Origin of the sequence: Microcoleus sp. Pol11C2 (genome assembly GCF_036701505.1) — a bacterium.
In the GTDB taxonomy this organism is placed as follows: Bacteria; Cyanobacteriota; Cyanobacteriia; order Cyanobacteriales; family Microcoleaceae; genus Microcoleus.
Window position 1 is genome coordinate 121,841 of record NZ_JAUBQX010000005.1, and the last position, 24,265, is coordinate 146,105.

The following is a 24,265-nucleotide window of genomic DNA, read 5'->3' on the forward strand; positions in this document are numbered from 1 at the left end:
CTCTGAGTTTGGTGCTGTAGTGCTTGGGAGTGTTCCAATTCACTCTGAGTTTGGTGCTGTAGTGCTTGGGAGTGTTCCAATTCGCTCTGAGTTTGCTGCAGTTGTAACTGGGATTGTTCTAATTTACTCTGAGTCTGCTGCTGGAGTGCTTGGGATTGTTCCACTTCGCTCTGACTCAGTTGCAATTGCAACTTAAATTCTGCCAATTCACTTTGAGTTTGCTGTAGCAGAGCCTTGTTTTGCTCAAATTCTGTCCGCGTCTCATAGGGCATATTGTATAACAGAGGACTCGGCTCGACATTTAATTTTAAGTGAAAATCACTTGAAAGCTTGGAAAGCTCGATAACTGCGATCGCATTTGCTTGAGAAAAAGGTGAGCCGTATTCCACATAACTCAGTTCAAGAGCATCTAACTCTTCCCAAAGCACGTTAAAACCACGGTCAGTTGTTTCTCTGTCTATTAGCTTTAAACAATTAACTGAGACAGCCTCTTTCGGAATTCCATAGTTTTTACCTAATAAATACAAATACTCTTTACTAAACTGAATATACCATTCCCCATCTATAAGTTTCCCAAAAGGAACGGTAATCAAGGCTTTGCCATCAGGAGCCAGTAGGTCGTATATCTTAGCAATTGCTTTTAAGGGAGCTTCCAGATCACGGTTTTCGGCCTGCTCTCCATATCCACCAGAGGGATCTCCTTTTTGTCCAATGTGTTCGACTGTAGAAAGTGAGACAATGGCGTCGTATTTTTCTTCCGACGGCAGGTTCATTAAGTCTTCATTATCTACCCCTAGTTCTACTTCAAATTTATCGACAATTCGTCTTGATGTTATACCAAGCGTTTCACTCAAATGATTTTCATAATGAGATAGTACATTTCCCACTTCAAGTATGCTTCCTCGCTTTTCTATAGTGGCAAGAAAATTAAAAGCAATAGGTATCTCTACAGCTCTCTCGGTAGGATTGTTAAAATTTATACGATTGTAATAAAAGTCTTTTTTATTGAAAGAGAACGTTCTTTTCCATTCTTGCATTGTGGCTTCTCCTGTCTTTTATACATTAAATTTAGTCGGCTTTGAGACTTGTGTGAATTGACGTAAGTAATACTGACAAGGATTCCATTTGACTCATCTACACGTCAACACAATTTTCGCATACAATGATCATTAAGCGCGGCTTATATTACAGCAATTTCCGTTAGTCTATTAAGACTGGCGTCTAGCGCTATATGTTCCTGCCGATTTAATCTGGCATCAATCACTGTCGCCAAAATTTCTGACAACGCATGATGACTTTCACCTGTTGCACTTACCCAGCCCTCTGGCTGTTCGTGCTGCAACATCAAGTACATCGCCTCTCAAGATTCCGGGATTCAACCACAGTTTACACTAAGGTCAGGTCATTAAGGTTACATCTTGTCAAAGGTACACGACTTAGTGTAACCTGAAGTGGTTCATCAGCTTAGCACGATTGACACTAACTCAAGATGGAAGCGAAAAAAACTGCCGTTGATTATTTGGACGAGGGCGATCGACTTGTAGAGTCAGGGAATCTGGAGGAGGCGATCGCAGCTTTTCGCCGTGCTATTGAGCTAAATCCTGAGTTCTATTGGTCTCACCATAATTTAGGGGAAGCTCTAGCGAAACTCCGTCAATTCGAGGAAGCGATCGCATCTTACCGCCGCGCCATAGAACTCAACCCGGATTTTTCTTGGTCTTATCATCACTTGGGGGATGCTTTAGATCGACAGCAACAGTGGGAGGAAGCAGTGGCTGCCTTTCGTAAAGCTACTGAACTCAATGCCGATCACTTTGGTTCTTACTGTGGATTGGGGCAGAGTTTGGTGAAACTGGGCCGGTTAGATGAGGCGATCGCTGCTTACCGCCAAGCAAGTATTCTTAACCCGGATGTGGATTGGATTTACGGCTGCATAGCAGATCTTTTACAACAGCGAAGAGAGTTAGATTTGGAGGCGGCGATCGCCTCCTACCGCCGTGCAGTACAACTAAATCCAAATGACGTGCAAGCATACCGCAACCTGCTAAATATTCAACCAGATAACTTTGAAATTTATTTGGATTTGGGGAATGCTTTAGCGAAACAGGGAGATGGGCGGGGGGCGATCGACACATATCGGAGAGCGATCGAGCTTAATCCACAAGAGGCTTTAGTTCACAACCTTTTAGGGGAAGCGTTAGAACAACTCGGCGATCTAGAATCTGCCGTTTTCTCATACCGGAAAGCAATAGATATTAACTCATTTTTCATGTCGGATGAGCAGTTAGGGAAAGCGTTAGCTAAGCTTAGTTATCTGCAGCAATTTCCCCCGGATGACGCAGCCTTTTTGCAAAAAACTAGCCACCTCAGTGATGCAGATTTCGTCCAAGAACTTTTCTACACCTATATGAAACGCTCTCTCAATGATGAAGAAGTTGCGTCATTCGTTGAAGTTATTCGATCAAGTGGTCGAACTCGTCACCAAACAATCGCCGAAATCATCCGACCCTCAATGGAATTTCAATCAAGGTACAAACAATTCTGCTCACTTTCATTGGAGGAAGTTCACTGGCAATTGGGAACCTTGTTTGCACAAGCAGGGAAATGGGATAAAGCCCTTACCTCGTTCCATCATGCAGTTTTACTAAAACCTGAAATAGCATTAGGCTATAGCCGTTGGGCTGAATATCTAGTTTTAGAGAACAAATATGATGAGCAGGTTGCGATTAGATCCCAATTTTTCATTGCTTTACTAAATAAATCATACTCAGCGGAATTTTATGCCTGTTTAGGAAAAATTCTAGCACGAATAGGTCGGGTAGATGAAGCAATAGAAGCTTATAAAAATTCACTATTGTTAATTGAGCAACCAAATCGACCTCAATTTCCCGAAGAAATTTATATCAATATCGGTCAGCTACTGCAACAAAAAAATCAGCTAGACGAAGCGATAAAATATTATCAAGAAGCTCTGGCTATCAATCAAAACCAAGGTGAAGCGTACCTAAATATTGCGCATATTCTTTCAGTACAAAATCAACTATACGCAGCCATTAAATTTTACAAAAAAGCACTTGAAATGCAGCCCAGTAAAGGAAATATTTACATTTTTATTGGGCATATCTTATTACAGACCACTCAAATAGATGAGGCAATAAAGTATTACAAAAAAGCTCTGCAACAACCTGAAATCCACTACCATGCCTATCTAGCATTAGCAAGTAGCCTGACTCAACAAGGTAAATTAGATGAAGCTGTATCTTGTTTGGAAGAGCTAATTAATCAAGGGAGTTCATCTAATTATCCTGAAGCTCTCAGAAACTTGGGAAATATTTTGCTGCAACAAGGTAAAATAGATGAGGCAAATAGTTGTTTCCAAAAAGCAGAGCCCGTTACTCCTCTGCAAGGGTTTTATCCCTCAACTAGAGAGTGGGCAGTTAAATTGAGCTCGGAGTCAAGTCACTATATAGATATACATCCTAGTCATCAAATCCAAATCCCACTACCGAAAACACTAGATGAAGATGTCCATCCTGGTTTGAAGAATTGGAGTAATTTTGAATCGCCAGCTACCTTTGTTGCTGTAGTGCCAGAAGGAAGGTACTGTCAGCTTGACGGTAGGCAGACTGCTTACATCACGGCTGACAATCAGATATTGCTAGATGTTTCTAGTTTCATAAACCCTGGAAACTTATCAGAACTCTGTTTGCCGTCTATTCACGAAGTTAATGGTACAGTAGCAGTTTTATCAGGTAATACAAGTGCGATATACTACCATTGGATAATTGATGCGCTTCCCAAGTTGGGACTAATAGAATTGAGTGGGATAGAACTGGATAGTATAGACAAATTTGTAGTTCCCAATTATAAGTCTGACTTTCACAAAGAAACACTAAATATATTGGGAATTCCAGAAAATAAAATTATAGATGGTAGTAAATACCCTCATGTGAAAGCGGATAGGTTGGTTCTTTCATCTTACCCAGGCATAATTTGTTGCCCGACTAAATGGGCCACTGATTTTCTCCGGAGTAAATTTTTATTGGCGGCAGCTAAGTCAAAATTAGAGCATCCAGAGCGTATATATATCAGTAGGAGTATTGCAGGAAATCGGAGAATTATCAATGAAGCTGAAGTGATAGAAGTCTTGGATAAATTGGGGTTTGTAACTATTACGGCCGAATCAATCTCGATAGCCGAAAAGATTTCCTTGATGTCCAGCGCTAAAGTCATAGTAACTCAGCATAGCGGTGGAGGGACTAATCTGCTATTTTGTAATCCTGGGACTAAAGTTATAGAAATTTTTACTCCTCACAATGTGGGTATGTGTTACTACATTATGAGTCATCACTTAGCAATTGATTACTACTATTTGATGGGCGATGGTCTGGAATGCTCTTACTTGCGTCAAATCATTTATCAGATAGATGGTTTTGAAGATACAATCGTCAACATCGCTTCACTGAAAGCCTTGCTAAATATGGCTGGTATTACATAGCCTTTATAGAGATAGTAATTATGTTCAAGCCCTTAATTCATAAACTACTGTGGCACTGCCCACCCGATGACAATTTTTTTTTGAACGCAACTACAAACCTGAGTGATGTAGAGTTTGTGCAAACTGTTTACTGCGTTTATGTGAAGCGATGGGTGGAGTCCCCTGAAAGCATTAGTGAATTGGTGCTAATTTTACAAGAGTATAAAACACGCCAAGAATTTATCACCAGATTTATCCGACCCTCACAAGAATTTCAGTCTTTGTGTCAATGGTGGGCTTCTGCTTCCCAAGATGATATTTACTGGTCTTTGGGGATTTTCTTTGCCCAACAAGGAAAAAGACATGAAGCAATTACAGCCTACCGTCAAGTACTTGCTCCTAATTCAAAATCTGAGAACTTTTATGGGCAATTAGAGCAGATGCAGAGCAAGAACATACCTCAACTGCAACTAGAAGAATTCCCACCAAATGACGAGGCCTTTTTACAAGTAACTGGTGAGCTAAGCGATGCAAAGTTTGTGCAAGCTGTTTACTCCGCTTATGTGAAACGTTCAGTAGATTCGTCTGAAGGTATTACTGAATTAGTGCAAATTCTACAGCAACATCAAACGCGAAAACAATTTATCACTGGTTTCATCCAACCTTCAGAAGAATTTCAGTCTTTGTGTAGATTTTTTCAATCAGCCACAACTTCGGAAATTCAAGGGCGTTTAGCCTCATTGTATGCCAAAGAAGGAAAATGGGAGGAGGCTATAGCAGGATTTCATTGGGCCTTACTACTTAAACCCGATCTAGTAAAAGCTTACTGCCGTTGGGCAGATTCTTGCGCCCGACAAAACAGAAGCGATGAAAAGGTAAAGTTTGTAAGTAAATTTCTTAAAACCTTATTGCTTCATCCTTATTCTGAAGATGTTTATCTTAGTTTTGGCCAACTGCTAGCCCCCGGTAACGACTCAAATAGTAAAATGCAAGTTTACCGTCAATAACTATTAATTGAACAAATATTAGGACAAGCTGTGCTTTTAGCTTTGCAAGATAATTTAGATCAATTTTTAAATTATTTGCAAGATGAAATCTGTAAAATAAAAATTGATGAAATCGTCAATTCTCAAAATCACTCAATTCTTGATGATCCTTGGCTTTACTCCTCTATTCTTGCTCGCGCTAGTAAAATTTTATTTCATAAAGGTAACTTAAAGCAAGCATATATTTGCGAAAAAAGCGCACAGCCAGTAGGTGTGCCAAAAGATGTTTATGCTACTACAAAAGAATGGGCTTTAGCTTCAAACTTAGAATCTCACTACATAGAAATACATCCACCTCATAATCCTAATATTACAACTATTGCCAAAACAATTGCTGGAGAAATTCATCCAAATTTAACAGGAGAGTATTGGCTTGAATTTGAGTGCCCTGAAACATTTATTAGTATTCTTTCAGAAGGAAGATATTACCAATTTGGTGTTTATAACACTGCTGTTATTACTTCAGATAATTACTTGTTGCTTGATGTCTCTCAAATGCCTGGTTGTCCAAAAGAAGTTAAACCACTTATGTTTTTAGGCAAAAATCTTCCACCTATTTGTAAAGAAATAGAAGGTACAGTAGTTGTTTTTACATCAAATCCTTGTACAAATTTGTATCATTATATGTTTGATTTTTTACCCAGATTCGGTCTACTTGAAGTAAGTGGATTGGATTTAGATAAAATAGATTACTTTTTACTTAATTTTTATCCCTTTGATTTTTACAAAGAAACTTTAGAAATTTTAGGAGTTCCCCCCAAAAAAGTTCTGACTATTCAAAAGTATCCTCATGTGAAAGCTAAAAGTTTGATAGTTCCATCTTTACCTGGTGTTATATGCTTTCCCACTAAATGGTCAGTCGAATTTCTGAGGCGCAAATTTATGCCTCTAATCGATCAAATCACCTCTGAATCATCTGGTCGGGTATATATTAGTAGAAACCTGGGCTCCAACCGGAGAATGGTTAATGAAGATGAAGTTTTAGAATTATTGAATAACCTAGGATTTATAACCGTCTATTTTGAAAAAATGTCAATGCTGGAAAAAGTCGCACTTATGTCTAGGGCTGAAGTGGTAATTGGTGTGTGTGGTGCTGGATTAACTAATCTAGTTTTTGCTAATCCAGGAACGAAAGTAATAGAAATATTTGCCCCAAATTATATACATTTTACTTATTATATTCTCAGCCATCACTTGGGGCTGGAATATTATTATTTAGTTGGAGATGGGCTTGAGATAAATTACTTAGCAGAAGTAATTTATAAAGGGGGTATATATGAAGATGTAATAGTTAATCTCAATTCTCTAAGAGATATTTTAGAGCTTGCAGGAATAAAATAAATTCAGTTTAGTTGTTTTTGCCACCAAATAATAGCTTCATCTAAGCCCTTGTCTAAATCATATTTTGGTATAAAACTCATTTCTGTTGACAAATGAGAGACATTGGCAGCAAATAGGGGTGGTTCCTCAGCAGAAGCAACTATAGCCCCTAGTTTAACTAAATCCGATTTACCCAACTTTTTAGCTATTTTTAAGACAATTTCTTTAACAGCTACAGGCTTTCCAGAAGCTATATTAATCTCACCGGCAACATTACTTTCTAAAAGTGCAACAAAAGCGTTTGCCACATCTTCAACATACAGATAATCTCTTAGTTGATTACCATGAGAACACAAAGCCGATTCGCCACGCAACAGAGAACAGATAACTGATGAAACTAAACGCTTGGGATGATCGTAAGGGCCATAAACGTTAAAAATACGCCCCCAAGCACTACTAAGTTTAGTGATTTCTGTATAGGCTTTTAACATTTCTTGCAAAGCATTTTTGCAAACCCCGTAAGTTGTATGGGGGTTTCTTGGAGTTAAAACTTCCGAACAGTAACCGTAGTTCCAATCATATTCCAAGGCGCTACCAGCCATGACAACTCGTTCCCCGCCTTGTTCTCGAAAATGTCTTAGTAATTCTAAACTAGCTTGTACCCAAAGGAAATTTTCTTCTGCTACTAAGCATTTTCCCGGTATGTTGTACCAAGCAAAGTGCAGCAGGTGAGTTGGCTGGATGGTAGACACAAGATTTTTAACTTGAATGGGATCTAGTAAATTCATCGTATGCCAACAACATTTCCCGTCTACATCTGTTGAATTTACTGAGATTTTAGAGGTTACAGCATGAACCTCAAAACCCGCATCAGTTAAAGGTGCGATCGTGTGTCTACCAATAAAACCAGTCGCACCTGTTACTAGCACTTTTTTCATGGTTTATCGGCCTAATTTACAAAGGAAAAGCTAATTCTTCAAAAGGAGCGCTTAAATAGCGCTTATAGTTATCGCGATCGACAATATGCAGACGCGGTAAGTCAAACACCAACTTTCCACCTTTTTCCAGATACTCAATCTCATCCTCAATCACTTCGCGGCGGAAATGCCAGATGAGAACGAATACATAGTCAGGTTGATTGCGCCGCAACTCTTCTTGGCTAATAATCGGAATGCGCGTACCGGGCGTAACCAGACCGTCTTTCTGAGGTTGCTTATCACAGATGGCAACTAAATCTTGGGGCGTAAGACCGCAATAATTCAGTACAATATTGCCCTTGGTTGATGCTCCATAGCCATAGACTTTTTTGCCTGCAGCGCGGGTTAAATCGAAAAAATTGCGCACTTCATCGCGATGTTGAAGGACGCGATTTCGGAAGCGATTGTAAGGAGCTATTGTGGTAAGTGGCTCTTCATAATCAACCAGCTTCTTGATATTTTGATGATTCGGGGTCAGCGTACTATCATTCCGCGCTGCAATGATGTCAAAACTGCCACCATTAATGTCATTTAAGCTGACATCCAGAATTTTGATGTTAGCCCGTTGGGCCATCCAAAAAATTTGGCGCAAACCCATATAAGTTATGTGTTCGTGACAAACTTGATCGTAGGTAAGATTAGTCAACATCGTAGGCATATACGACAATTCAAAACCCCATACCCCTTCTTGGGCCAGTATTGAGTGAATTTGACGCATGAAGCCTACGGGATCTTCAAGGTCGTAAAACATCGCAATTGAAGTTATGATGCGACATTTACGATCTCCAAGGATGTCACGAACGCCATCGGCGGAAAAGAAATCATAAATAACCTGAATATCGGGATCGAAATTATCAGCGAATTTTTCACTTGATGGATCCATCCCAACCCGAACCAGGTCGAGGTCTCGATACAAATTCAGCACCGTACCGTCATTGCAACCGATATCCAATACGACATCGCCCTTCTTCGGCTGCACGATGTCTAGCAAGCGTTTAATCTTTGCTTCTAGGTGACTACGCATCGTGCGACTGGTGGAGGAACGGTAGCCGTAAGTTGTCCCGTACATTTCCGATACATTAGCGGTGTGCTTGAATTGCAGCATCCGACAAATATCACTTGAATCATCGCCATCACAGAGAACTAAATCGAGAGGAGAAATTGATGGGTTAGGGGAGTCTTGTTCTGGAAAAACACTGCTGAGGCATTGCTCGCCAAGACTTAAAACAGGGGTGAGATTTTCGTTGCCACAAATTCGACATTTAGTGATTTCTTTAATGGGGCTGGGGGAAGATTGAGTCATATGATTCTCCAAAGAGTCAGTATTCAAGCGGTAGATCGAGTTGGTTGATTCAGTTAATACTCTTGTCTGCAAATCAATAGCTTAGCATCATTAGTGCATCGTCATTGCCTCTAGTCTCACATTTGTTTTACTTGCAAAAATTCTCTGACGGTGAGCTGCTATTCAAAGCTAGTGTCAACAGCAAAAACATATTTACTAGACATACGGCTGGCAACTATGATTCCAGTTCATCTAGTTTTGGAGATGTTCCTTTTGAAATAAAACTAGCTAAGCAAGGCAAAGCTATTTTATTTTTGCATAAGTAATGGCAATGTTTTGCTGTCAGGATTGAGCAATTGCTCATACCATTGAATAGTCTCCCGCAGACCTTCTTCAATAGAATACTTTGCTTGCCAATTCAGCAGCTTACGTGCTTTTTCTGCTGACAGATACTGATGTTTGATTTCATTCTTAGCCTGATTCAAAATAATTGGCTTTAAATGAGTCTTATCCATCACTTCCAAAATCTTACACACCATTTCTAAAACCGGGATTTGCAACTCATTACTGAAATTAAACGCTTCTCCCCATATTTCTCTTCTATCCATCTGCTCTGCCAGATGTAAATAGGCTAAAACCCCATCTCTAATATAGAAATAGTCTCGGATATAACTCCCATCGCTGCGGAGTACCACTGGCTTGCCACGCAAAGCTGACCTAATTGTATCCGGCACTATACGATTAAAGTTTAAGTCTCCACCACCGTAAAAGTTGCCACACCGGGTTATGCACACTGGCATCCCATAGCTGACAGAATAAGTCCGACAAATCAAATCAGCACAACTTTTAGAGACATCGTAGGGGTGTTCTCCTTGTAGTGGCGTTGTTTCGTCGTAGGGTAACACTGGCTGGTCTCCATAGGCTTTGTCACTAGATGCCATAACAATGCGACTGACACCCCCAACTTGGCGACAGGCTTCTAGCAGGTTCCAAGTTCCTTTAATATTTGTCTCGAAAGTATCTAGTGGATCTCGGTTGCCAATACCCACAATAGATTGAGCTGCCAAGTGAAATACTGTGTCTACTTCATACTCATTGATCGCTCGTTTTAGGGTTTGTAAATCTTGTACGCACCCGCGTACTACGTTAATCTGCTGATCCCAGTTTTCTGTGTAAAGTCTGGATTGCGGTACCCAGTCTCTGACTAATCCAGTTACCCTTGCCCCCCTCTGCACTAAATCAGCTACCAACCAGCTACCCAAAAGGCCGGTGCAGCCAGTTACTAACACAGATCGATCGCGCCAAAATTCACTCATTCCCACACCCTCCAAGGAGCCTCTCCATTATCCCAAAGTTCGTTCAAATATTTATACTCGCGGTAAGTATCCATCGCAAAAAAGAAACCTTCGTGGCGGTAGGCCATCAATTGTCCCTGCGCCGCTAACTGCTCTAGTGGCTCTCGCTCAAAAAAACAATCATCTCCGCTCAAAGCCTCAAATATGCTGCGGTGAAGTACCAAAAATCCCGCACTAGCCCAGCCATCTATTTGAGGTTTTTCCGTAAATTCCAGAACTTTGCCTTGGCTGTCCACATCTAAAATACCATATCGGGATATCGGACGAACTGTACTAACAGTTGCCAGCTTACCATGAGCCTTATGAAAATCCACTAAAGCTCCAATATCGATATCAGCAACTCCATCACCGTATGTCACCATAAAGGTATCATCAGTAATGTATTTCTCCACACGTTTCACCCGCCCTCCAGTCATAGTGTCCGAGCCAGTTTCTGCCAGTGTCACCTTAAAATCTTGCTCGCGATGTTCCTCGTGATAGGTAATGCAATTCTGCCGACCCAAGCAAATAGTAAAATCATTATTCATCGCTTCATAATTCAGGAAATACTCCTTAATCATGTTGCCGCGATAGCCCAAACACACAATAAAGTCCCGGAAACCGTAATGGGCATAGGTCTTCATAATGTGCCAGAGAATTGGATACCCCCCTACATCTACTAGGGGCTTAGGACGAAATTCTGTTTCTTCTCGGAGACGTGTCCCCAAACCGCCTGCTAATATAACTACTTGCATTGTTTCACATCTTGAAAAGGGTACACAACCGCTGATAATTCACAACAGGTATTTATTGCAAACAAAGAGGTATTTTTATAGGAAAAAATCCTCACACCTTACCCATCCTCGCTTCTACCATCATCCGCACCACATCAGCCATCTTATACTTCGCCTCCCATCCCAATTTTTCTTTTGCTTTAGCCGGATTTCCCCTGCCAACAGCAATCTCGGTCGGTCTGTAGAGACTAGCATCACTTACTAAATGTTCCTGCCAATCCAAACCTGCAGAAACAAAAGCTGTCTGCACAAACTCCTCCAGAGGATAACTTACACCCGTTGCAATTACATAATCGTCCGGTTCTTCCTGCTGTAACATCAAATACATAGCCTCCACATATTCCGGCGCCCAACCCCAGTCCCGCTGCACTGAAATATTACCTAAATGCAGTTTTTCCGAACTACCCGCAGCAATTCGGCACACCACAGATACTATTTTTTGGGTAACAAATCTCTCCGGCCGCAGCGACGACTCGTGATTGAACAAAATACCAGAACACGCAAACAAATTGTAAGCTTCCCGATAATTCGCTACTTCCCAAAATGCCGTTGCTTTCGCCACCGCGTAAGGACTTCTGGGGCGAAAAGGCGTATTTTCATCGGCTGGATTGCCTCGGGTATCCCCAAAACATTCGCTGGAACTGGCGTTGTAAAGTTTGATTTTTCCGCCTGTAAACCGAATTGCTTCTAAGAGATTCAATGTGCCTGTGGCAATGCTTTCGAGGGTTTCTACGGGCTGTTCAAAAGACAGACCGACGGAACTTTGACCTGCTAGATTGTACACCTCATCTGGCTCTATTTTGGCAAGCACTTGCAAGACGCTGCGAAAATCGTTGAGAGACATGGATTCTAGTTTTACTCTGTCTCGGATGCCCAAACGGGCCAGGTTTCCGAAACTAGACATTTGGGCGTCTCTGGAGGTGCCACAAACTTCATAACCTCGATCGAGTAACAGTTTAGCTAAATAAGCTCCGTCCTGACCTGATATACCACTAATTAACGCTTTTTTCATACCACATTTTGCTTCCAAAACTCTACCGTAGCTGTTGCTATTTTTTCAGGTTTTTAACTTTTATAGTCGGAATTTTTATTTTTTTAATATTTGGGGTTTTCCGAGAACTTAACTAAAGCAATTTTAAGCGCTTACTACAAACAACAAATTTATCATCAAGCAGACCCGAAAGCCCAATCATAGTATTATGGCAAAAAGTTCGATAGCTGGGAGTAGCAGCTTACCAATATCGTAGAGACAGGGCAGTCCTGTGTCCCTACGATATTTCATCTTCTACTCGCCAACTATCGACTGCCAAAAGTCTCTACCGCTCGAAAACAGAAATAACCAATCAGCTAGAAATCGACTCAAAAGTACAAAATATCAGGATTTTTACCTTCTGCCGAATGACTAAAGCCTTCTGCCTTCGGGTACTAGGCTTCCCAACGTTCGGCGACCAATTCAGCCAAGTCAACCACCCGCTGACTGTAGCCCCACTCATTGTCGTACCAAGCCAACAGCTTCACCATGTCGCCATCCATCACCAGCGTCAAGCTGGAATCCAGAATCGAAGAAGCATCACTTCCGCGATAGTCGCAGGAAACTAAAGGCAAATCGTTGTACTCCAAAATCCCTTTCATGGAACCGGAGGCAGCTTCTTTGAACACTTGATTTACTTGCTCGGTAAAAGTCTTTTTCTCTACCTGAGCCACAAAATCAACTACCGACACATTAGGAGTCGGGACGCGCATGGCGATACCATTTAACTTGCCTTTCAATTCCGGAATCACCAAAGCCACAGCTTGGGCTGCTCCGGTAGAAGTCGGCACAATATTCATTGCTGCTGCCCGGGCCCGGCGCAAGTCTCGGTGGCTGGCATCCAGCAAGCGCTGGTCGCCAGTATAGCTGTGGGTAGTGGTCATCATGCCTTTGATGATGCCAAAATTTTCGTGCAGCACTTTCAGTACAGGAGCCAGACAGTTGGTAGTACAGCTAGCATTGCTGATGACTGTGTAGTCACTGTGCTTGTAGTTGTGGTGGTTGACTCCCATCACATAAGTGCCAACTTCAGAACCCTTGCCGGGAGCGGTAATTAGCACTTTTTTAGCGCCGGCAGTGATATGCTTCGATGCACCAGCTTGGTCAACGAAGACGCCGGTCGATTCAATAATCAGATCAATACCCCAATCTTTCCAAGGCAAGTTTAGCGGGTTGCGATCGCTCACGCATTTAACTGTCTTGCCGTTGAGAGTAATGGAATTTTCATCCGCACTGATGTCCACATTCTTCAACGTTCCCATCATGGAATCGTATCTCAGCAAGTGAGCATTACTTCTGGGATCGGAAGTGTCATTAATAGCTACCAACTCTAGCTGGCTGTTTTCTCTGCCCAGCCAGCAGCGCGCAAAACTGCGCCCGATACGTCCAAAACCATTGATCGCGACTCTAATCACCTTGTACCTCCTAACGATGGCAGCCTCTAGCTCAGGCTTAAATTTTGAAAAAATTTAAGAATTGACTTATGAGACAAGATCATATCGCAAAGGTCGATCCTTTCTAACTTTTTGTGTCGAGCAAAAAAGCTTGAACTTTTCTAGAAGGCTGAAATTGCAAGGCAGAAGGCATTAGGCTTTCTGGCGCTAGTTACTGGTAAAGCTGATGGGATGCAATATAAGTCCCGACCAATTCCGGGACTAAGTAGCGGAGGCCGATCCTTTCGGCGCAGCAGCGGCGGATGTGGCTCGACGAAATCTCGATCGCAGCCATGGAAAGCACCTCCCAGCGAATTTCCACGTCCAAAAGAGCCATTTGTTCGGCAACTCGTCTGCCCAAAGCATTTGCCTGAACCTGCATCCTGTCCCTCGCGGAATCGATGGGTTTTCCACTCGGACAATCTCCCCACTCGGACAGTCCCCCAATCTCCCCGCTTTCTGCTGTCTCTCGATCTTCCTGACTCGGACGTGGGGCTACCAACCAGTCGCACAACCCGGCAATTTCGCCGGACCGGTGCCATTTGGGCAGAGTAAGGAGTGCGTCACTACCAATAATCCAGTACCAGCGATGATCGCCTGGATACAATTTTTGCAAATACAGCAGGGTGTCGATCGCAAAAGAACTGTCGGATGGATTTGCCGACGGCGGCGAAATTACGAAGTCGGGGCGATCGGCGATCGCCAGAGCGAGCATTTCCCGTCGCTGGTCAAAACTTGCCAAATCCGGGCGCCACTTGTGAGGAGGAGAGCGATCCGGTACCCAGATGACTTGATCGAGAGCAAATTGACTCGCAGCCGTCTCGGCTACTAACACGTGACCCCAGTGAACCGGATCAAAAGTCCCCCCCAAAATCGCTATTTTCGCCATATTCCCCCCACATCAGGATTAATACAGACATCGCGCCAATTTTATGTTTATACGCTTTTAACCATAAGCTCGTTTATTAGAAAACCCTCGGTTTTCATTGGGGACAAACCCCTGGACGACCCTAGTTTCGACGATCGTCCTGAACGCTGAAACCGGTTTTTTTAACCCCCTTAACTTTTGAGGGGTTCGGGGAGCTATAAGTCTCGCGCTGTATGCTTCGCATCAGCCTCGGGATACATGGACTCCCCGCGCTTGTCGATTCCCCTCGATGGGGATGAGACAAGCATTTACCACTGATTATAGCTTGTGGTAAATTATAGCTATGCTGACAATGAACTACACCTACCGAATTTATCCAGATGCCACAGAGCAAACCAAATTGTTGGAGTGGCTTGAGATGTGCAGAGGCGTGTATAACTACGCTTTGCGCGAAATCAAGGACTGGATTGCTTCGCGTAAGTGTTCGGTAGACAGGTGTTCGCTGGAGAAGGAATATATCATTCCCGCCAATGAGCCATTCCCGTCTTACCATCGTCAGCAAAACAACTTGCCCAAAGCTAAGAAGCAATTCCCGCATTTGAGCAAGGCGCATTCCCAGGTATCATGCAGACTACAATTCGCAGACTGCATGATACCTGGGAAGGTTTTCAGAGGCGTGGGCATGGCTTCCCGCGTTTCAAAAAGTTTGGTCAATTCAAGTCCTTTGTGTTCCCCCAGTTCAAGGACAACCCCGTCAACGGCTTCACGATCAAGCTGCCGAAGATTGGAGAAGTGCCTATCAACCTGCACCGCCCCATCCCTGACGGGTTCAAGGTTAAGCAAGTGAGAGTTTTGTCTAGGGTGCGAGGAAAGCAGTGGTATGTCGTTGTCACCATTGAATCGGGGGTATCGGTTCCCAGTGTCCCGGTGCATGGTCGGGCGATTGGAATTGACCTGGGATTGGAGCGATTTTTGACGGCTTCGGATGGCAGCTTTCAGCAGCGCCCTAAGTTCTTCAAGTCGATGCAACGCAAGCTGAAATTGCTGCAACGCAGAGCGGCACGAAAACAGAAGGGTTCTCAAAACTGGGAGAAGGCGCAAATTGAAGTTGCCAAAATGCACCATCGGATTGCGAACCGTCGTAAAGACTTCCATCTGAAGACGGCTCACAAGCTTTGCGACCAAGCGCAAACTATCTTCGCAGAAGACCTCAACATCAAAGGGTTGACGCGGGGAATGCTGCGAAAAGATTGTATGGATGCTGCCTTCGGACAATTTCTGTCCCTGACCGAATGGGTGTGCTGGAAACGTGGGGTGTACTTTGCCAAGGTCAATCCCAACGGCACCAGTCAAACCTGTCCCAATTGCTTTGCCACTGTGAGCAAAGACTTAAAAGTCAGGGAACATCATTGTCCTGAGTGTAGCTATCGAACGCATCGTGACCATGCTGCCGCAGAGATGGTATTGCATCGTGGACTAGAACAAGTAAGTAGCCAGGGACTCCGGCGAAACGAAAGTGCCTGTCAAGTCGGTCTGTCGGGGGTCTATGACCTAGATAAGTGGCGGGGGACAGGAATGCCTAACTGCGAGGTTGGGAAGCCTGCGCTGTACCCGTAGGGTCAGCGCCGGGAGGATGTCACTTCGTTCAAACCTTCAATAAGACTTAAAAAACCCGGTTCTGAGGGTCGGAGTGGGTGCGGGACTGGATGATTAACCTTGCCAATATTAATCCCAACTTGTTTTGAGTGCGCGATCGACCGCCCGAGCATTCGTTTGTTGGCGGTCTAACAAGTTTTGACGGTAGATATACTTATCGCAGTGGTAAAAATTTTAAGGACTGCCAAGAGGGTGCATCGGCTTCTCGATCAAGCCCATGATTTGGTTTGCTCAATGGCTATTCAACTATTCCGACTAACTGCATAACTTGTATATATACAATAAAGTAAAAATATATACTATAGCTGCGATCGTGTCAATCTCTCACTTTCAAGAAAAAATGACCGTAGGGGTAGATAAATGACTATAAAAGGAGCGAAATTTTGTTGTTCGTGGTAGTGTTTGTAAATCCTTATGGGTTTTACCCTCAATCTTGGTAGAAAGGTTGTGGGGCTTTTGCTGCCGTATCCCAGCACAGCAGGCGGATCGAAATAGAAAGAATGCAGGAGTATGCAACCACCCAAAATTAGTCTATTGGCCCCGACCCCAGACCCCGTTTTCTGTTACCTGCAATTTTCGAGCTGTGACTGTTCCGGAAAACTACTCGGTACTAAGTCATATAGGATACAAGACAAACATCTCTACAAGTCCCGTAAATCTAGGGACGCGCAGAGAATTTTGTACAAAATCTCTAGCGAACTGTATCCTGAAAAAACAATTCTTGATATGATATCGCGTGTTATTGGCGTGGTGTGGTGTGTGAGGAGCAAAGATGCCGAGTTCTGTTGATTTTAGCGGTAGACCATTTCATTTCATCGGCATTGGTGGGATTGGGATGTCAGCCCTTGCCTACATTCTAGCTAAACGCAAGTTGCCTGTGTACGGCTCCGACATTAAATCGAGTCACATAACCGAGCGCTTGCAAGGAATGGGAGCTCATATTTTTTGGAGTCAAGACGCCAGCAATTTTGAATTATTTCAAACGGCCCTTAACGGTAGCAGTCCCGACTGCGGGCAACAGGAAAGGGCAGTATCCTCGATAGTCGCGGGTACGGTAGGGACTTCTGTCGCGACAGCCAAAGCTCTCCAATTGAACGGCAACAGTTCAAGCGCCCAAGCAATTCCGGGATTGCCTCAAGTAGTATGTTCGACGGCTATTCACCCAGCAAATGCCGAATATCGAGCTGCTTTAGATTTGGGCTGTCCGATTTTTCATCGATCGGATGTGTTGGCAGCGTTAATTCAAGATTACCAAAGCATAGCGGTAGCCGGGACTCACGGCAAAACTACTACTAGCAGTTTAATCGGCTTCATGCTGATGGCGGCGGGTCTAGACCCGACGATCGTGGTAGGAGGCGAGGTAAATGCTTGGGAAGGCAATGCCCGTTTGGGGGAAGGGCCCTACTTAGTGGCCGAGGCTGATGAATCCGACGGTTCTCTCGTTAAGCTGGTAGCCAAAATTGGCATAGTGACGAATGTGGAACTGGATCATCCAGACCATTACGATACCCTTGACCAGGTAATAGACACATTTAAGGTGTTTGCCCAAAACTGTCAAACCTTGGTGGGTTGCATTGACGACCAAATAGTCAAAGATTCCCTTCAGCCTCATGTCAGCTACAGCTTGCAGCCAGACAGCGGTGCTGACTACACAGCTTCGGGCGTGGAGTACGGAGCAGAAAGCACCAAGGCCCAGATTTGGGAGCGAGGATCTTTCCTAGGGGAAATGGAGTTGAAGTTGCTGGGTACACACAATCTCAGCAATGCACTAGCTGCGGTAGCAGTGGGCAGATTGTTGGGGTTAGAATTTTCGGCGATTGCCAAAGCGATTGCTGGCTTTGAAGGAGCTCGCCGCCGTTTTGAGGTGCGGGGTTTTCACAATGACATCCTGTTTGTGGACGACTACGCCCACCATCCTAGCGAAATTCGCGTTACCTTGGCGGCGGCTCGCTTGCGGATCGAAGGTAGCGAAAAAAATCCCAAATCCCGAAGAGTGGTTGCAATTTTTCAACCCCACCGTTACAGCCGGACTCTGACATTTTTGCCAGAATTTGCTCAATCTTTTGGGGATGCTGATTTGGTTGTGGCTTGCGATATTTATAGTGCTGGGGAACCGAATTTAGGAGAGATTAGCGGGCAGCAGGTTGCTGATTTGATTGCTAAAGAAGGCGGAGAGGTTGAGTTTGCGCCTTCCCTGGAGTCAGTCACTAAGTTTTTAACCAAAAATCTGCAACCGGGGGATTTGGCTCTGTTTTTGGGCGCTGGTAATCTGAATCAGATTATTCCAGAAGTTATGGCTTTTTATCAACAAGCCGATCGCCCGGATTAGCTCGCGAACTGAGTAGAGTTGATCGACATTATGGCGTGGCACGTTGTGCCGAAACTTCTGTCGGACGGCTCGCTCAAAGCGGCGACATAAGTTAGCTAAATGGATTTTGAATTACGTCTTCGAGCGAAGGTATTTTTAAGGATTTTCAAGATGGTGACTATCTCGAATGACTCCTCTGTTAAGGACAATCGGCGAGTGTATTCTCCTATTGCTTTGCGGGGAACTGATTGCAAGATTAACTCCCAAGTTTCGCTGGCGGGCCTGACTTCCTTCCGAGTTGGTGGCCCGGCCGAGTGGTACGTTGCTCCCCGCAGTATGGAGGCTTTGCAAGCGAGTTTTGCCTGGGCACACGATGAAGGAGTGCCGGTGACTCTGCTGGGTGCAGGTTCTAATTTGTTGGTGAGCGATCGGGGTTTGTCCGGTTTGGTCGTCGGCACTCGCTACCTCAAACAGGTGAATTTTAATCTAGAAACAGGTCAAGTTACAGCGGGGGCGGGGGAGTCAATTCCCCGCCTCGCTTGGTTGGCGGCTAAACGAGGCTGGAAAGGTCTAGAATGGGCAGTCGGGATACCAGGTACGGTGGGAGGGGCTGTGGTGATGAATGCAGGCGCTCACAGAGGCTGTACTGCTGATATTCTGGTCAACGCTCGCGTCCTATCGCCTGGTGGCAAGGTGGAAATTCTTACTCCCCAAGAGTTGGAGTACCGCTACCGGACTTCGGTGCTCCAAGGGGGCGATCGGCTAGTAACAGAAGCGACTTTCCAGTTGCAGCCGGGATTTGACCGATCGCAAGTAATGGCAGAAACTAATGACCATTTCAGCCAGCGGCGGACAACTCAACCTTACCACTTACCGAGCTGTGGCTCAGTCTTCCGCAACCCCGGCCCCAAGACGGCAGGTTGGTTCATCGAACAAGCGGGACTGAAGGGATATCAGATCGGAGGCGCACAAGTAGCTCAGCGCCATGCTAATTTTATTCTTAACTGCGGGTCGGCAACGGCCAATGATATTTTTCAAGTGATCCGCCACGTTCAACAGCAAGTCGAGCAGCGGTGGTCGCTGTTGTTGGAGCCAGAAGTTAGAATACTGGGAGAGTTTCCCTTCTAAGGCATCATTGAAGTAATACGGAAACGGCAGACTGCCAGCCCACACACCATCACAAAGTAGTTATGACAAAATCAGGACAAGGATTTGGCTTCGGCCTGGGAAAAATGAAAGAACTGACTGAAGCTTTCAAAAAAGCTCAGCAGGTTCAAGAAGGAGCTAAAAAGCTCCAAGAAGAGTTGGATGTAATGGAAATTGAGGGAACAGCCGGCGGCGGCTTGGTCAAGGTTTTTCTCAGCGGCAACCAAGAACCCCGCCGCGTGGAAATCTCACCGGATGCCCTCGGTGAAGGTGCTGATGTGGTTTCTGAACTCGTCACGGTGGCGATGCAGGATGCTTACGCTAAGTCTACGATGACGATGCGGGAGAAAATGGAAGAACTCACCGGCGGACTAAATCTCCCCGGTTTCGGTTAGTCATTAGTCATCAGTCAATTGTTGACTGTTGACTGTTGACTGTTGACTGATTAAACTTTCTGGAAAACCACTATAGTAAGGTGCGTCGCTGCTCCATGTTCGATGGAACTTGCAGATTGACTCTGAAAGCGACGCACCCAACAAATTAGCACTGTTGACTGACTAATAACTAATAACTAATAACTAATGACTAATAACTACTAACTAATGACTAAATTATTGTTTGTCTGCCTCGGAAATATCTGCCGATCGCCCTCAGCAGAAAATATTATGAATCACTTAATTGAACAAGCTGGTTTGAGCGATCGTATCACCTGCGATTCTGCCGGAACTGGTAGCTATCACATTGGCAGCCCCCCTGACAGGCGGATGGCATTGGCGGCGAGGAAGCGAGAAATTGAATTGTTAGGCGAAGCCCGCCAATTTATAAGGGAAGATTTCGAGAATTTTGATTGGATTCTGGCGATGGATCGGGAAAATTATCGGAATATTCTTGCTCTTGATAATGCTGGAAAATATAAAAAAAAAGTGCGGTTGATGTGCGAGTTTTGCCATAAATATGACCTGAAAGAAGTGCCAGATCCTTATTATGGTGGGCCGGAGGGATTCGATCGAGTAATTGATTTACTGTTAGATGCCTGCGAGGGTTTGTTGGAATACGTTGTTAGTCAGGAAGGCTTAAGGGTTGGTGGCCAGAAGGAAAGTTAGAAAATTGCGATCGACAGCTACTGTAAACTCTCTAGACGATGGGACACTATATTTTCTCTTTTGTGCTGTACCCGAGACTACTCGGGGATTTAACAAACTTTTGCAAGCTGCAACTGTTGGTAAAAATGTATAAGTTATGACTGTGATTCTTAATAAAGAAAGTAGGAATCCTCCTGCTAAATCTCTCCCTCGGCGCGGATTGAATAGGAAAGCGAAAACTAAAGGCAGCCAAATAATAGGTAAGGTTGTTACTAGAAATCCTACCCAAATTGCTAAAATGCCGCAAACATAGGGGCCGGAATAAACACATCCTATTAAAACAATTAATGTATTAGCCAGCAAAACGTCAAGGTGAGCATTAACTATCTGCTGGTTCAATAGCATGGGATTGACTAAATATGCCATTGTGTTCAGGCTGTGTAGGAATTTTTGAGTAATCGCCAAATCCAGTAAGGATTGAGTGAATGATTGTTGACTGTTTACTGTAGAAGGAGGGGTCAAAAAAATGAAAATTGCGAATTATTTGTTGGCCTCGGGATTCGACTTTACGCCCGACGAATGAAGCAAGGATTTGATATTATTCCGGCCTTACTGCGGGAATTGATATAAAACACTCTGTAAAACTTGGTGATTCCCCTTGAGGTCATGGCAATACAGAAAATTGTGGAAGCTGCTACTGCGGCAGCATATAGAATTTTCTAATTTTTTAAGTAATTGTTGATTATGCTGTTATTCATGTTTGTGTGACAATTGCAGGTGATTTTATTGAACGAGCGAGCGTTTGCGGTTATCTGACTAAATGGTGTTCCATCGCAAAGCGAACGAGTTCTGCACGGTTGTTGCTTTCAGTTTTTCTGAACAAGCTGCTGACGTGCTTTTCGACAGTTCGAGGGCTGAGGTGGAGCCGATCGCCTATTTGGATATTAGAAAGACCTTCTGTCAGCAAATCTAGGACTTCTCGCTCTCGCTGAGTCAAACTCGGAGCATTTTGGCTTGTGTATGCGCGTGAAGCGGAGCTATCCCGTAGGGAATCGTCGGTTTCTGACTTTTGAGTAATAAAATCCGATTCTGGCTGGCTATTGGCTCTGCTGCGTGCCTCTGTTGGCGTCGGTTCTGGTTTTGGGGAATGAGACGGTGCCTGAGCGATTAGAGCGTAGCGATCGAGCAAAGAGCGAATTACCGCCCCCAATTCTTGGAGTTCAAAAGGCTTAGCGAGATAATTGTCACACCCCATCTGATAGCCGCGAATCCGTTCCTGCGTGCTCGTGCGTTCCGTCAAAAAAATCACCGGCAGCAAGCGGAAAGCGGGACGAGTCCGAACTCGCCGCACGAATTCGTAGCCATCCATCTCCGGCATTGTAATGTCGGTAACAATCAAGTGGGGCTGAAATTCCTCTACCAAACCTAAAGCTTCTTTGCCATTCTCAGCAGGGATTACAGAGTATCCGGTAATTTCCAGATAATCGGTAATCGACAAGCGAGTCGCGAAATCGTCGTCAGCAACCAGAATCGTCAAGGGCATGAGAGGAATTTAAAAATTAAACCTTAAAAATTAAAAGTGACTAATTTCACTTTTAATTTTTAATTCTACTGTTTAATTCTGTTTATAACTTGCTGTTAAAGTAGCAGGCTGCCCTAATGTTCCCTCCAAAGCTACGCCGCGCCCGTTTGCTGCCAAATGCCGCAGAGTTTTGTAAATTGTCTCGATTTGCTCTGGCTTTCCTGCTTTTTTGGCTATTTCTGAGACAGACAGAGGTTTTTGGGCGTCTTTGAGCACTTGCAGTACCCGTTGCTGCAAGTCCAATACAGCAGCGGCCGCTTTTTTGCCTGCTTCGACGCCCGGCTGGTGATAGGCATTGACATTCACCAAGGAACCGTAAAAACCTACTGCTCTTTCGTAGAGGGCGATTAATGCTCCTACTGTCTCCGGGTTGACTTGGGGAATGGTGACAGTAATGGAATCTCGGTGATTTTCGTACAAAGCTTGTCGAGTTCCCTGCAACAAACCAGACAAATAATCTCCCGAAGTGACGCCGGTTTCTACTTCTGGGGAAATGCCTTGCCTGTCTTGCAAAACTTCGATAAATGTTAGGAAGAAATTCGGCACGCCGTCTCGAAGTTGCTGGACGTAGGCGTGTTGGTCGGTGGTGCCTTTGTTGCCGTAAACTGCGATACCTTGATGAACTGTATTGCCGTCTAAATCTTCCTGTTTGCCGATCGATTCCATGACTAATTGCTGCAAGTAGCGGCTGAACAATAGTAGTGAATCTTTATACGGCAAAACTACCATATCTTTTTCGCCCCGTCCGTTGCAGGCAAAATACCAACTCATGGCTAAAAGGGCGGCGGGATTATTTTTAATGTCGGGAATTCTGGTAGCTTCGTCCATGACTTTAGCGCCGTCGAGCATCGCCCGAATGTCGATGCCTTGCAAAGCTGCTGGCAAAAGTCCTACTGCTGAGAGTTCCGAAGTGCGTCCTCCCACCCAGTCGGCCATCGGGAAGCTGCCAATCCAGCCTTCAGATTTAGCTAATTTGTCTAGTTTGCTGTCTGTTCCAGTGATGGCAACTGCCTGTTTGGCGAAGTCTAGTTTTTGAGCGGCGAAGGCTTTTTGAACTTCGATCATGCCGTTGCGGGGTTCGGGGGTGCCGCCGGATTTGGAGATAGTAATTACTAGGGTGCTGGCGAGTTTGTCTTTGATTTTGTTAAGGATGCGATCGATCCCAGCCGGATCTGTGTTGTCGATAAAATGAATTGCTAGGGGCGGAATGTCTGGGGATAAAGCTTCGGCGACAAATTGGGGGCCTAGGGCGGAACCGCCGATGCCGATCGAAATTATGTCGGTAAATTGCGGAGCAAAGGGCGGTTTAATATCGCGGTTTTGAACTTTCTTGACAAATGCTTCGACTTGTACTATGCCTTCGACTATTTCTTGTTTTAATTCTGGAGTGGGAGCTAAATCGGGGTTTCGCAGCCAGTAGTGCCCCACCATGCGGTTTTCGTCTGGATTGGCGATCGCACCTGCTTCCAAAGCTGCCATGTCTTTGAAAGCTTTGTCAAATTTGGGCTTCAATGCTGCTGCGAAAGCGTCGTCGAATCCCATGCGGCTGATATCGAGGTAAAGTCCCAATCCAGAGTGATAGTAAAGCCAGTCTTGATAGCGTTGCCAGAGTGCTGCGGCGTCCATAGGAATTCTCTACAATTTTTTTAATGTTCGATCGGCGTCGTCAGGAATCCACCAATTGTAGTTTAAAACGATCTGATGTACGGCTTTTGCACAATCCCAATAAATTTAAGCATTAGTCGTCTGAAGGCAGCCGGAGCCGAAGGCAGGCAGAGCATTCGGCAGAATTAAACAATAAAAATATGACTCGGGCAACACTCTTAGTAGGTAGATCCCTCATTAATGGTCACACCCCATAGATAGATCGAAGAGGCACAGAGATTTAACGGTGGTCGGTGTTGGCGTTTGAGTCCTGGTTTCAGAATAT

General features: G+C 44.4%; 20 protein-coding genes and 1 pseudogene. 9 read left to right on the top strand and 12 right to left on the bottom strand.

The window, feature by feature from the left end:
• Together QUA42_RS05110 and QUA42_RS05115 are read right to left on the bottom strand one after the other, a co-directional pair.
• Window positions 1-1,037 (bottom strand): SAM-dependent methyltransferase (locus QUA42_RS05110; protein ID WP_445301289.1); only part of this gene is annotated, 1,037 nt, incomplete at its 3' end.
• A 143-nt stretch (window positions 1,038-1,180) separates the two neighbouring features.
• On the bottom strand, window positions 1,181-1,354 hold the full coding sequence (locus QUA42_RS05115) for a hypothetical protein (protein ID WP_333135684.1): 174 nt from the start codon (window positions 1,352-1,354) through the stop codon (window positions 1,181-1,183).
• Between the two features lie 135 nt (window positions 1,355-1,489).
• Here QUA42_RS05115 and QUA42_RS05120 point away from each other — a divergent pair, with 135 nt between their 5' ends.
• The 3 genes from QUA42_RS05120 to QUA42_RS05130 are packed head-to-tail and all read left to right on the top strand — an operon-like array spanning window position 1,490 to window position 6,864.
• Window positions 1,490-4,498 (top strand): tetratricopeptide repeat protein, encoded by a 3,009-nt coding sequence (locus QUA42_RS05120; RefSeq protein WP_333135686.1) that lies wholly within the window; start codon window positions 1,490-1,492, stop codon window positions 4,496-4,498.
• A gap of 20 nt (window positions 4,499-4,518) precedes the next feature.
• Entirely contained in the window at window positions 4,519-5,484 is a 966-nt protein-coding gene (locus QUA42_RS05125; RefSeq protein ID WP_333135688.1) for a DUF4214 domain-containing protein, read from the top strand.
• Window positions 5,485-5,514: 30 nt separating this feature from the next.
• Entirely contained in the window at window positions 5,515-6,864 is a 1,350-nt protein-coding gene (locus QUA42_RS05130; protein WP_333135690.1) for a glycosyltransferase family 61 protein, read from the top strand.
• 2 nt (window positions 6,865-6,866) lie between these two features.
• On the opposite strand, the gene QUA42_RS05135 is transcribed toward QUA42_RS05130, so the two are convergent.
• The 7 genes from QUA42_RS05135 to nadD form a co-directional block, all read right to left on the bottom strand.
• The gene (locus QUA42_RS05135; protein WP_333135692.1) at window positions 6,867-7,781 is read right to left on the bottom strand and encodes an NAD-dependent epimerase/dehydratase family protein; all 915 of its coding nucleotides are present in this window, start codon (window positions 7,779-7,781) and stop codon (window positions 6,867-6,869) included.
• A gap of 16 nt (window positions 7,782-7,797) precedes the next feature.
• Window positions 7,798-9,123: a class I SAM-dependent methyltransferase gene (locus QUA42_RS05140; protein WP_333135694.1), complete on the bottom strand. Its 1,326-nt coding sequence runs from the start codon at window positions 9,121-9,123 to the stop codon at window positions 7,798-7,800.
• A gap of 287 nt (window positions 9,124-9,410) precedes the next feature.
• Window positions 9,411-10,418, bottom strand: coding sequence for a GDP-mannose 4,6-dehydratase (locus QUA42_RS05145; RefSeq protein WP_333135696.1), 1,008 nt, complete (start codon window positions 10,416-10,418; stop codon window positions 9,411-9,413).
• Window positions 10,415-11,191: a glucose-1-phosphate cytidylyltransferase gene (rfbF, locus tag QUA42_RS05150; protein WP_333135698.1), complete on the bottom strand. Its 777-nt coding sequence runs from the start codon at window positions 11,189-11,191 to the stop codon at window positions 10,415-10,417. Before rfbF ends, QUA42_RS05145 begins: the two co-directional genes overlap by 4 nt.
• A 91-nt stretch (window positions 11,192-11,282) precedes the next feature.
• Window positions 11,283-12,242, bottom strand: a complete 960-nt coding sequence (locus QUA42_RS05155) for a GDP-mannose 4,6-dehydratase (RefSeq protein WP_333135700.1) — start codon at window positions 12,240-12,242, stop codon at window positions 11,283-11,285.
• A gap of 413 nt (window positions 12,243-12,655) precedes the next feature.
• Window positions 12,656-13,675, bottom strand: coding sequence for a type I glyceraldehyde-3-phosphate dehydrogenase (locus QUA42_RS05160; RefSeq protein ID WP_333135702.1), 1,020 nt, complete (start codon window positions 13,673-13,675; stop codon window positions 12,656-12,658).
• Window positions 13,676-13,865: 190 nt separating this feature from the next.
• Window positions 13,866-14,582, bottom strand: a complete 717-nt coding sequence (gene nadD, locus QUA42_RS05165; protein ID WP_333135704.1) for a nicotinate (nicotinamide) nucleotide adenylyltransferase — start codon at window positions 14,580-14,582, stop codon at window positions 13,866-13,868.
• 331 nt (window positions 14,583-14,913) lie between these two features.
• Between nadD and QUA42_RS05170 the strand changes: the two are divergent.
• The 6 genes and pseudogenes from QUA42_RS05170 to QUA42_RS05195 all read left to right on the top strand — a co-directional run.
• A pseudogene (locus QUA42_RS05170) lies at window positions 14,914-14,982 on the top strand (hypothetical protein); the annotation flags it as partial.
• A gap of 203 nt (window positions 14,983-15,185) precedes the next feature.
• The gene (locus QUA42_RS05175; protein WP_333135706.1) at window positions 15,186-16,178 is read left to right on the top strand and encodes a transposase; all 993 of its coding nucleotides are present in this window, start codon (window positions 15,186-15,188) and stop codon (window positions 16,176-16,178) included.
• An 811-nt stretch (window positions 16,179-16,989) separates the two neighbouring features.
• Window positions 16,990-18,546 carry a UDP-N-acetylmuramate--L-alanine ligase gene (gene murC / locus QUA42_RS05180; RefSeq protein ID WP_333135708.1) on the top strand — a complete coding sequence of 519 codons (1,557 nt, stop codon included), beginning with the start codon at window positions 16,990-16,992 and terminating at the stop codon, window positions 18,544-18,546.
• Between the two features lie 150 nt (window positions 18,547-18,696).
• Entirely contained in the window at window positions 18,697-19,653 is a 957-nt protein-coding gene (gene murB, locus QUA42_RS05185) for a UDP-N-acetylmuramate dehydrogenase (protein ID WP_333135710.1), read from the top strand.
• A 62-nt stretch (window positions 19,654-19,715) separates the two neighbouring features.
• Window positions 19,716-20,066 (top strand): YbaB/EbfC family nucleoid-associated protein, encoded by a 351-nt coding sequence (locus QUA42_RS05190; RefSeq protein ID WP_006634273.1) that lies wholly within the window; start codon window positions 19,716-19,718, stop codon window positions 20,064-20,066.
• 207 nt (window positions 20,067-20,273) lie between these two features.
• Window positions 20,274-20,774, top strand: a complete 501-nt coding sequence (locus QUA42_RS05195) for a low molecular weight protein-tyrosine-phosphatase (RefSeq protein ID WP_333135712.1) — start codon at window positions 20,274-20,276, stop codon at window positions 20,772-20,774.
• Here QUA42_RS05195 and QUA42_RS05200 read toward each other — a convergent pair.
• The 3 genes from QUA42_RS05200 to QUA42_RS05210 form a co-directional block, all read right to left on the bottom strand.
• Window positions 20,745-21,179 carry a hypothetical protein gene (locus tag QUA42_RS05200; RefSeq protein ID WP_333135714.1) on the bottom strand — a complete coding sequence of 145 codons (435 nt, stop codon included), beginning with the start codon at window positions 21,177-21,179 and terminating at the stop codon, window positions 20,745-20,747. The two genes, QUA42_RS05195 and QUA42_RS05200, sit on opposite strands and share 30 nt — an antisense overlap.
• A gap of 382 nt (window positions 21,180-21,561) precedes the next feature.
• Entirely contained in the window at window positions 21,562-22,296 is a 735-nt protein-coding gene (locus tag QUA42_RS05205) for a response regulator transcription factor (RefSeq protein ID WP_333135716.1), read from the bottom strand.
• A gap of 72 nt (window positions 22,297-22,368) precedes the next feature.
• Window positions 22,369-23,961, bottom strand: a complete 1,593-nt coding sequence (locus QUA42_RS05210) for a glucose-6-phosphate isomerase (protein WP_333135718.1) — start codon at window positions 23,959-23,961, stop codon at window positions 22,369-22,371.
• Window positions 23,962-24,265: the final 304 nt, after the last annotated feature.

What these genes read in the sequence shown, in the direction of transcription:
- QUA42_RS05115 (WP_333135684.1), bottom strand. Translation starts at nt 1,354, where the DNA reads ATGTACTTGATGTTGCAGCACGAACAGCCAGAGGGCTGGGTAAGTGCA.
- QUA42_RS05120 (WP_333135686.1), top strand. Translation starts at nt 1,490, where the DNA reads ATGGAAGCGAAAAAAACTGCCGTTGATTATTTGGACGAGGGCGATCGA.
- QUA42_RS05125 (WP_333135688.1), top strand. Translation starts at nt 4,519, where the DNA reads ATGTTCAAGCCCTTAATTCATAAACTACTGTGGCACTGCCCACCCGAT.
- QUA42_RS05135 (WP_333135692.1), bottom strand. Translation starts at nt 7,781, where the DNA reads ATGAAAAAAGTGCTAGTAACAGGTGCGACTGGTTTTATTGGTAGACAC.
- QUA42_RS05140 (WP_333135694.1), bottom strand. Translation starts at nt 9,123, where the DNA reads ATGACTCAATCTTCCCCCAGCCCCATTAAAGAAATCACTAAATGTCGA.
- QUA42_RS05145 (WP_333135696.1), bottom strand. Translation starts at nt 10,418, where the DNA reads ATGAGTGAATTTTGGCGCGATCGATCTGTGTTAGTAACTGGCTGCACC.
- rfbF (WP_333135698.1), bottom strand. Translation starts at nt 11,191, where the DNA reads ATGCAAGTAGTTATATTAGCAGGCGGTTTGGGGACACGTCTCCGAGAA.
- QUA42_RS05155 (WP_333135700.1), bottom strand. Translation starts at nt 12,242, where the DNA reads ATGAAAAAAGCGTTAATTAGTGGTATATCAGGTCAGGACGGAGCTTAT.
- nadD (WP_333135704.1), bottom strand. Translation starts at nt 14,582, where the DNA reads ATGGCGAAAATAGCGATTTTGGGGGGGACTTTTGATCCGGTTCACTGG.
- QUA42_RS05175 (WP_333135706.1), top strand. Translation starts at nt 15,186, where the DNA reads ATGCAGACTACAATTCGCAGACTGCATGATACCTGGGAAGGTTTTCAG.
- murC (WP_333135708.1), top strand. Translation starts at nt 16,990, where the DNA reads ATGCCGAGTTCTGTTGATTTTAGCGGTAGACCATTTCATTTCATCGGC.
- murB (WP_333135710.1), top strand. Translation starts at nt 18,697, where the DNA reads ATGGTGACTATCTCGAATGACTCCTCTGTTAAGGACAATCGGCGAGTG.
- QUA42_RS05190 (WP_006634273.1), top strand. Translation starts at nt 19,716, where the DNA reads ATGACAAAATCAGGACAAGGATTTGGCTTCGGCCTGGGAAAAATGAAA.
- QUA42_RS05195 (WP_333135712.1), top strand. Translation starts at nt 20,274, where the DNA reads ATGACTAAATTATTGTTTGTCTGCCTCGGAAATATCTGCCGATCGCCC.
- QUA42_RS05200 (WP_333135714.1), bottom strand. Translation starts at nt 21,179, where the DNA reads ATGGCATATTTAGTCAATCCCATGCTATTGAACCAGCAGATAGTTAAT.
- QUA42_RS05205 (WP_333135716.1), bottom strand. Translation starts at nt 22,296, where the DNA reads ATGCCCTTGACGATTCTGGTTGCTGACGACGATTTCGCGACTCGCTTG.
- QUA42_RS05210 (WP_333135718.1), bottom strand. Translation starts at nt 23,961, where the DNA reads ATGGACGCCGCAGCACTCTGGCAACGCTATCAAGACTGGCTTTACTAT.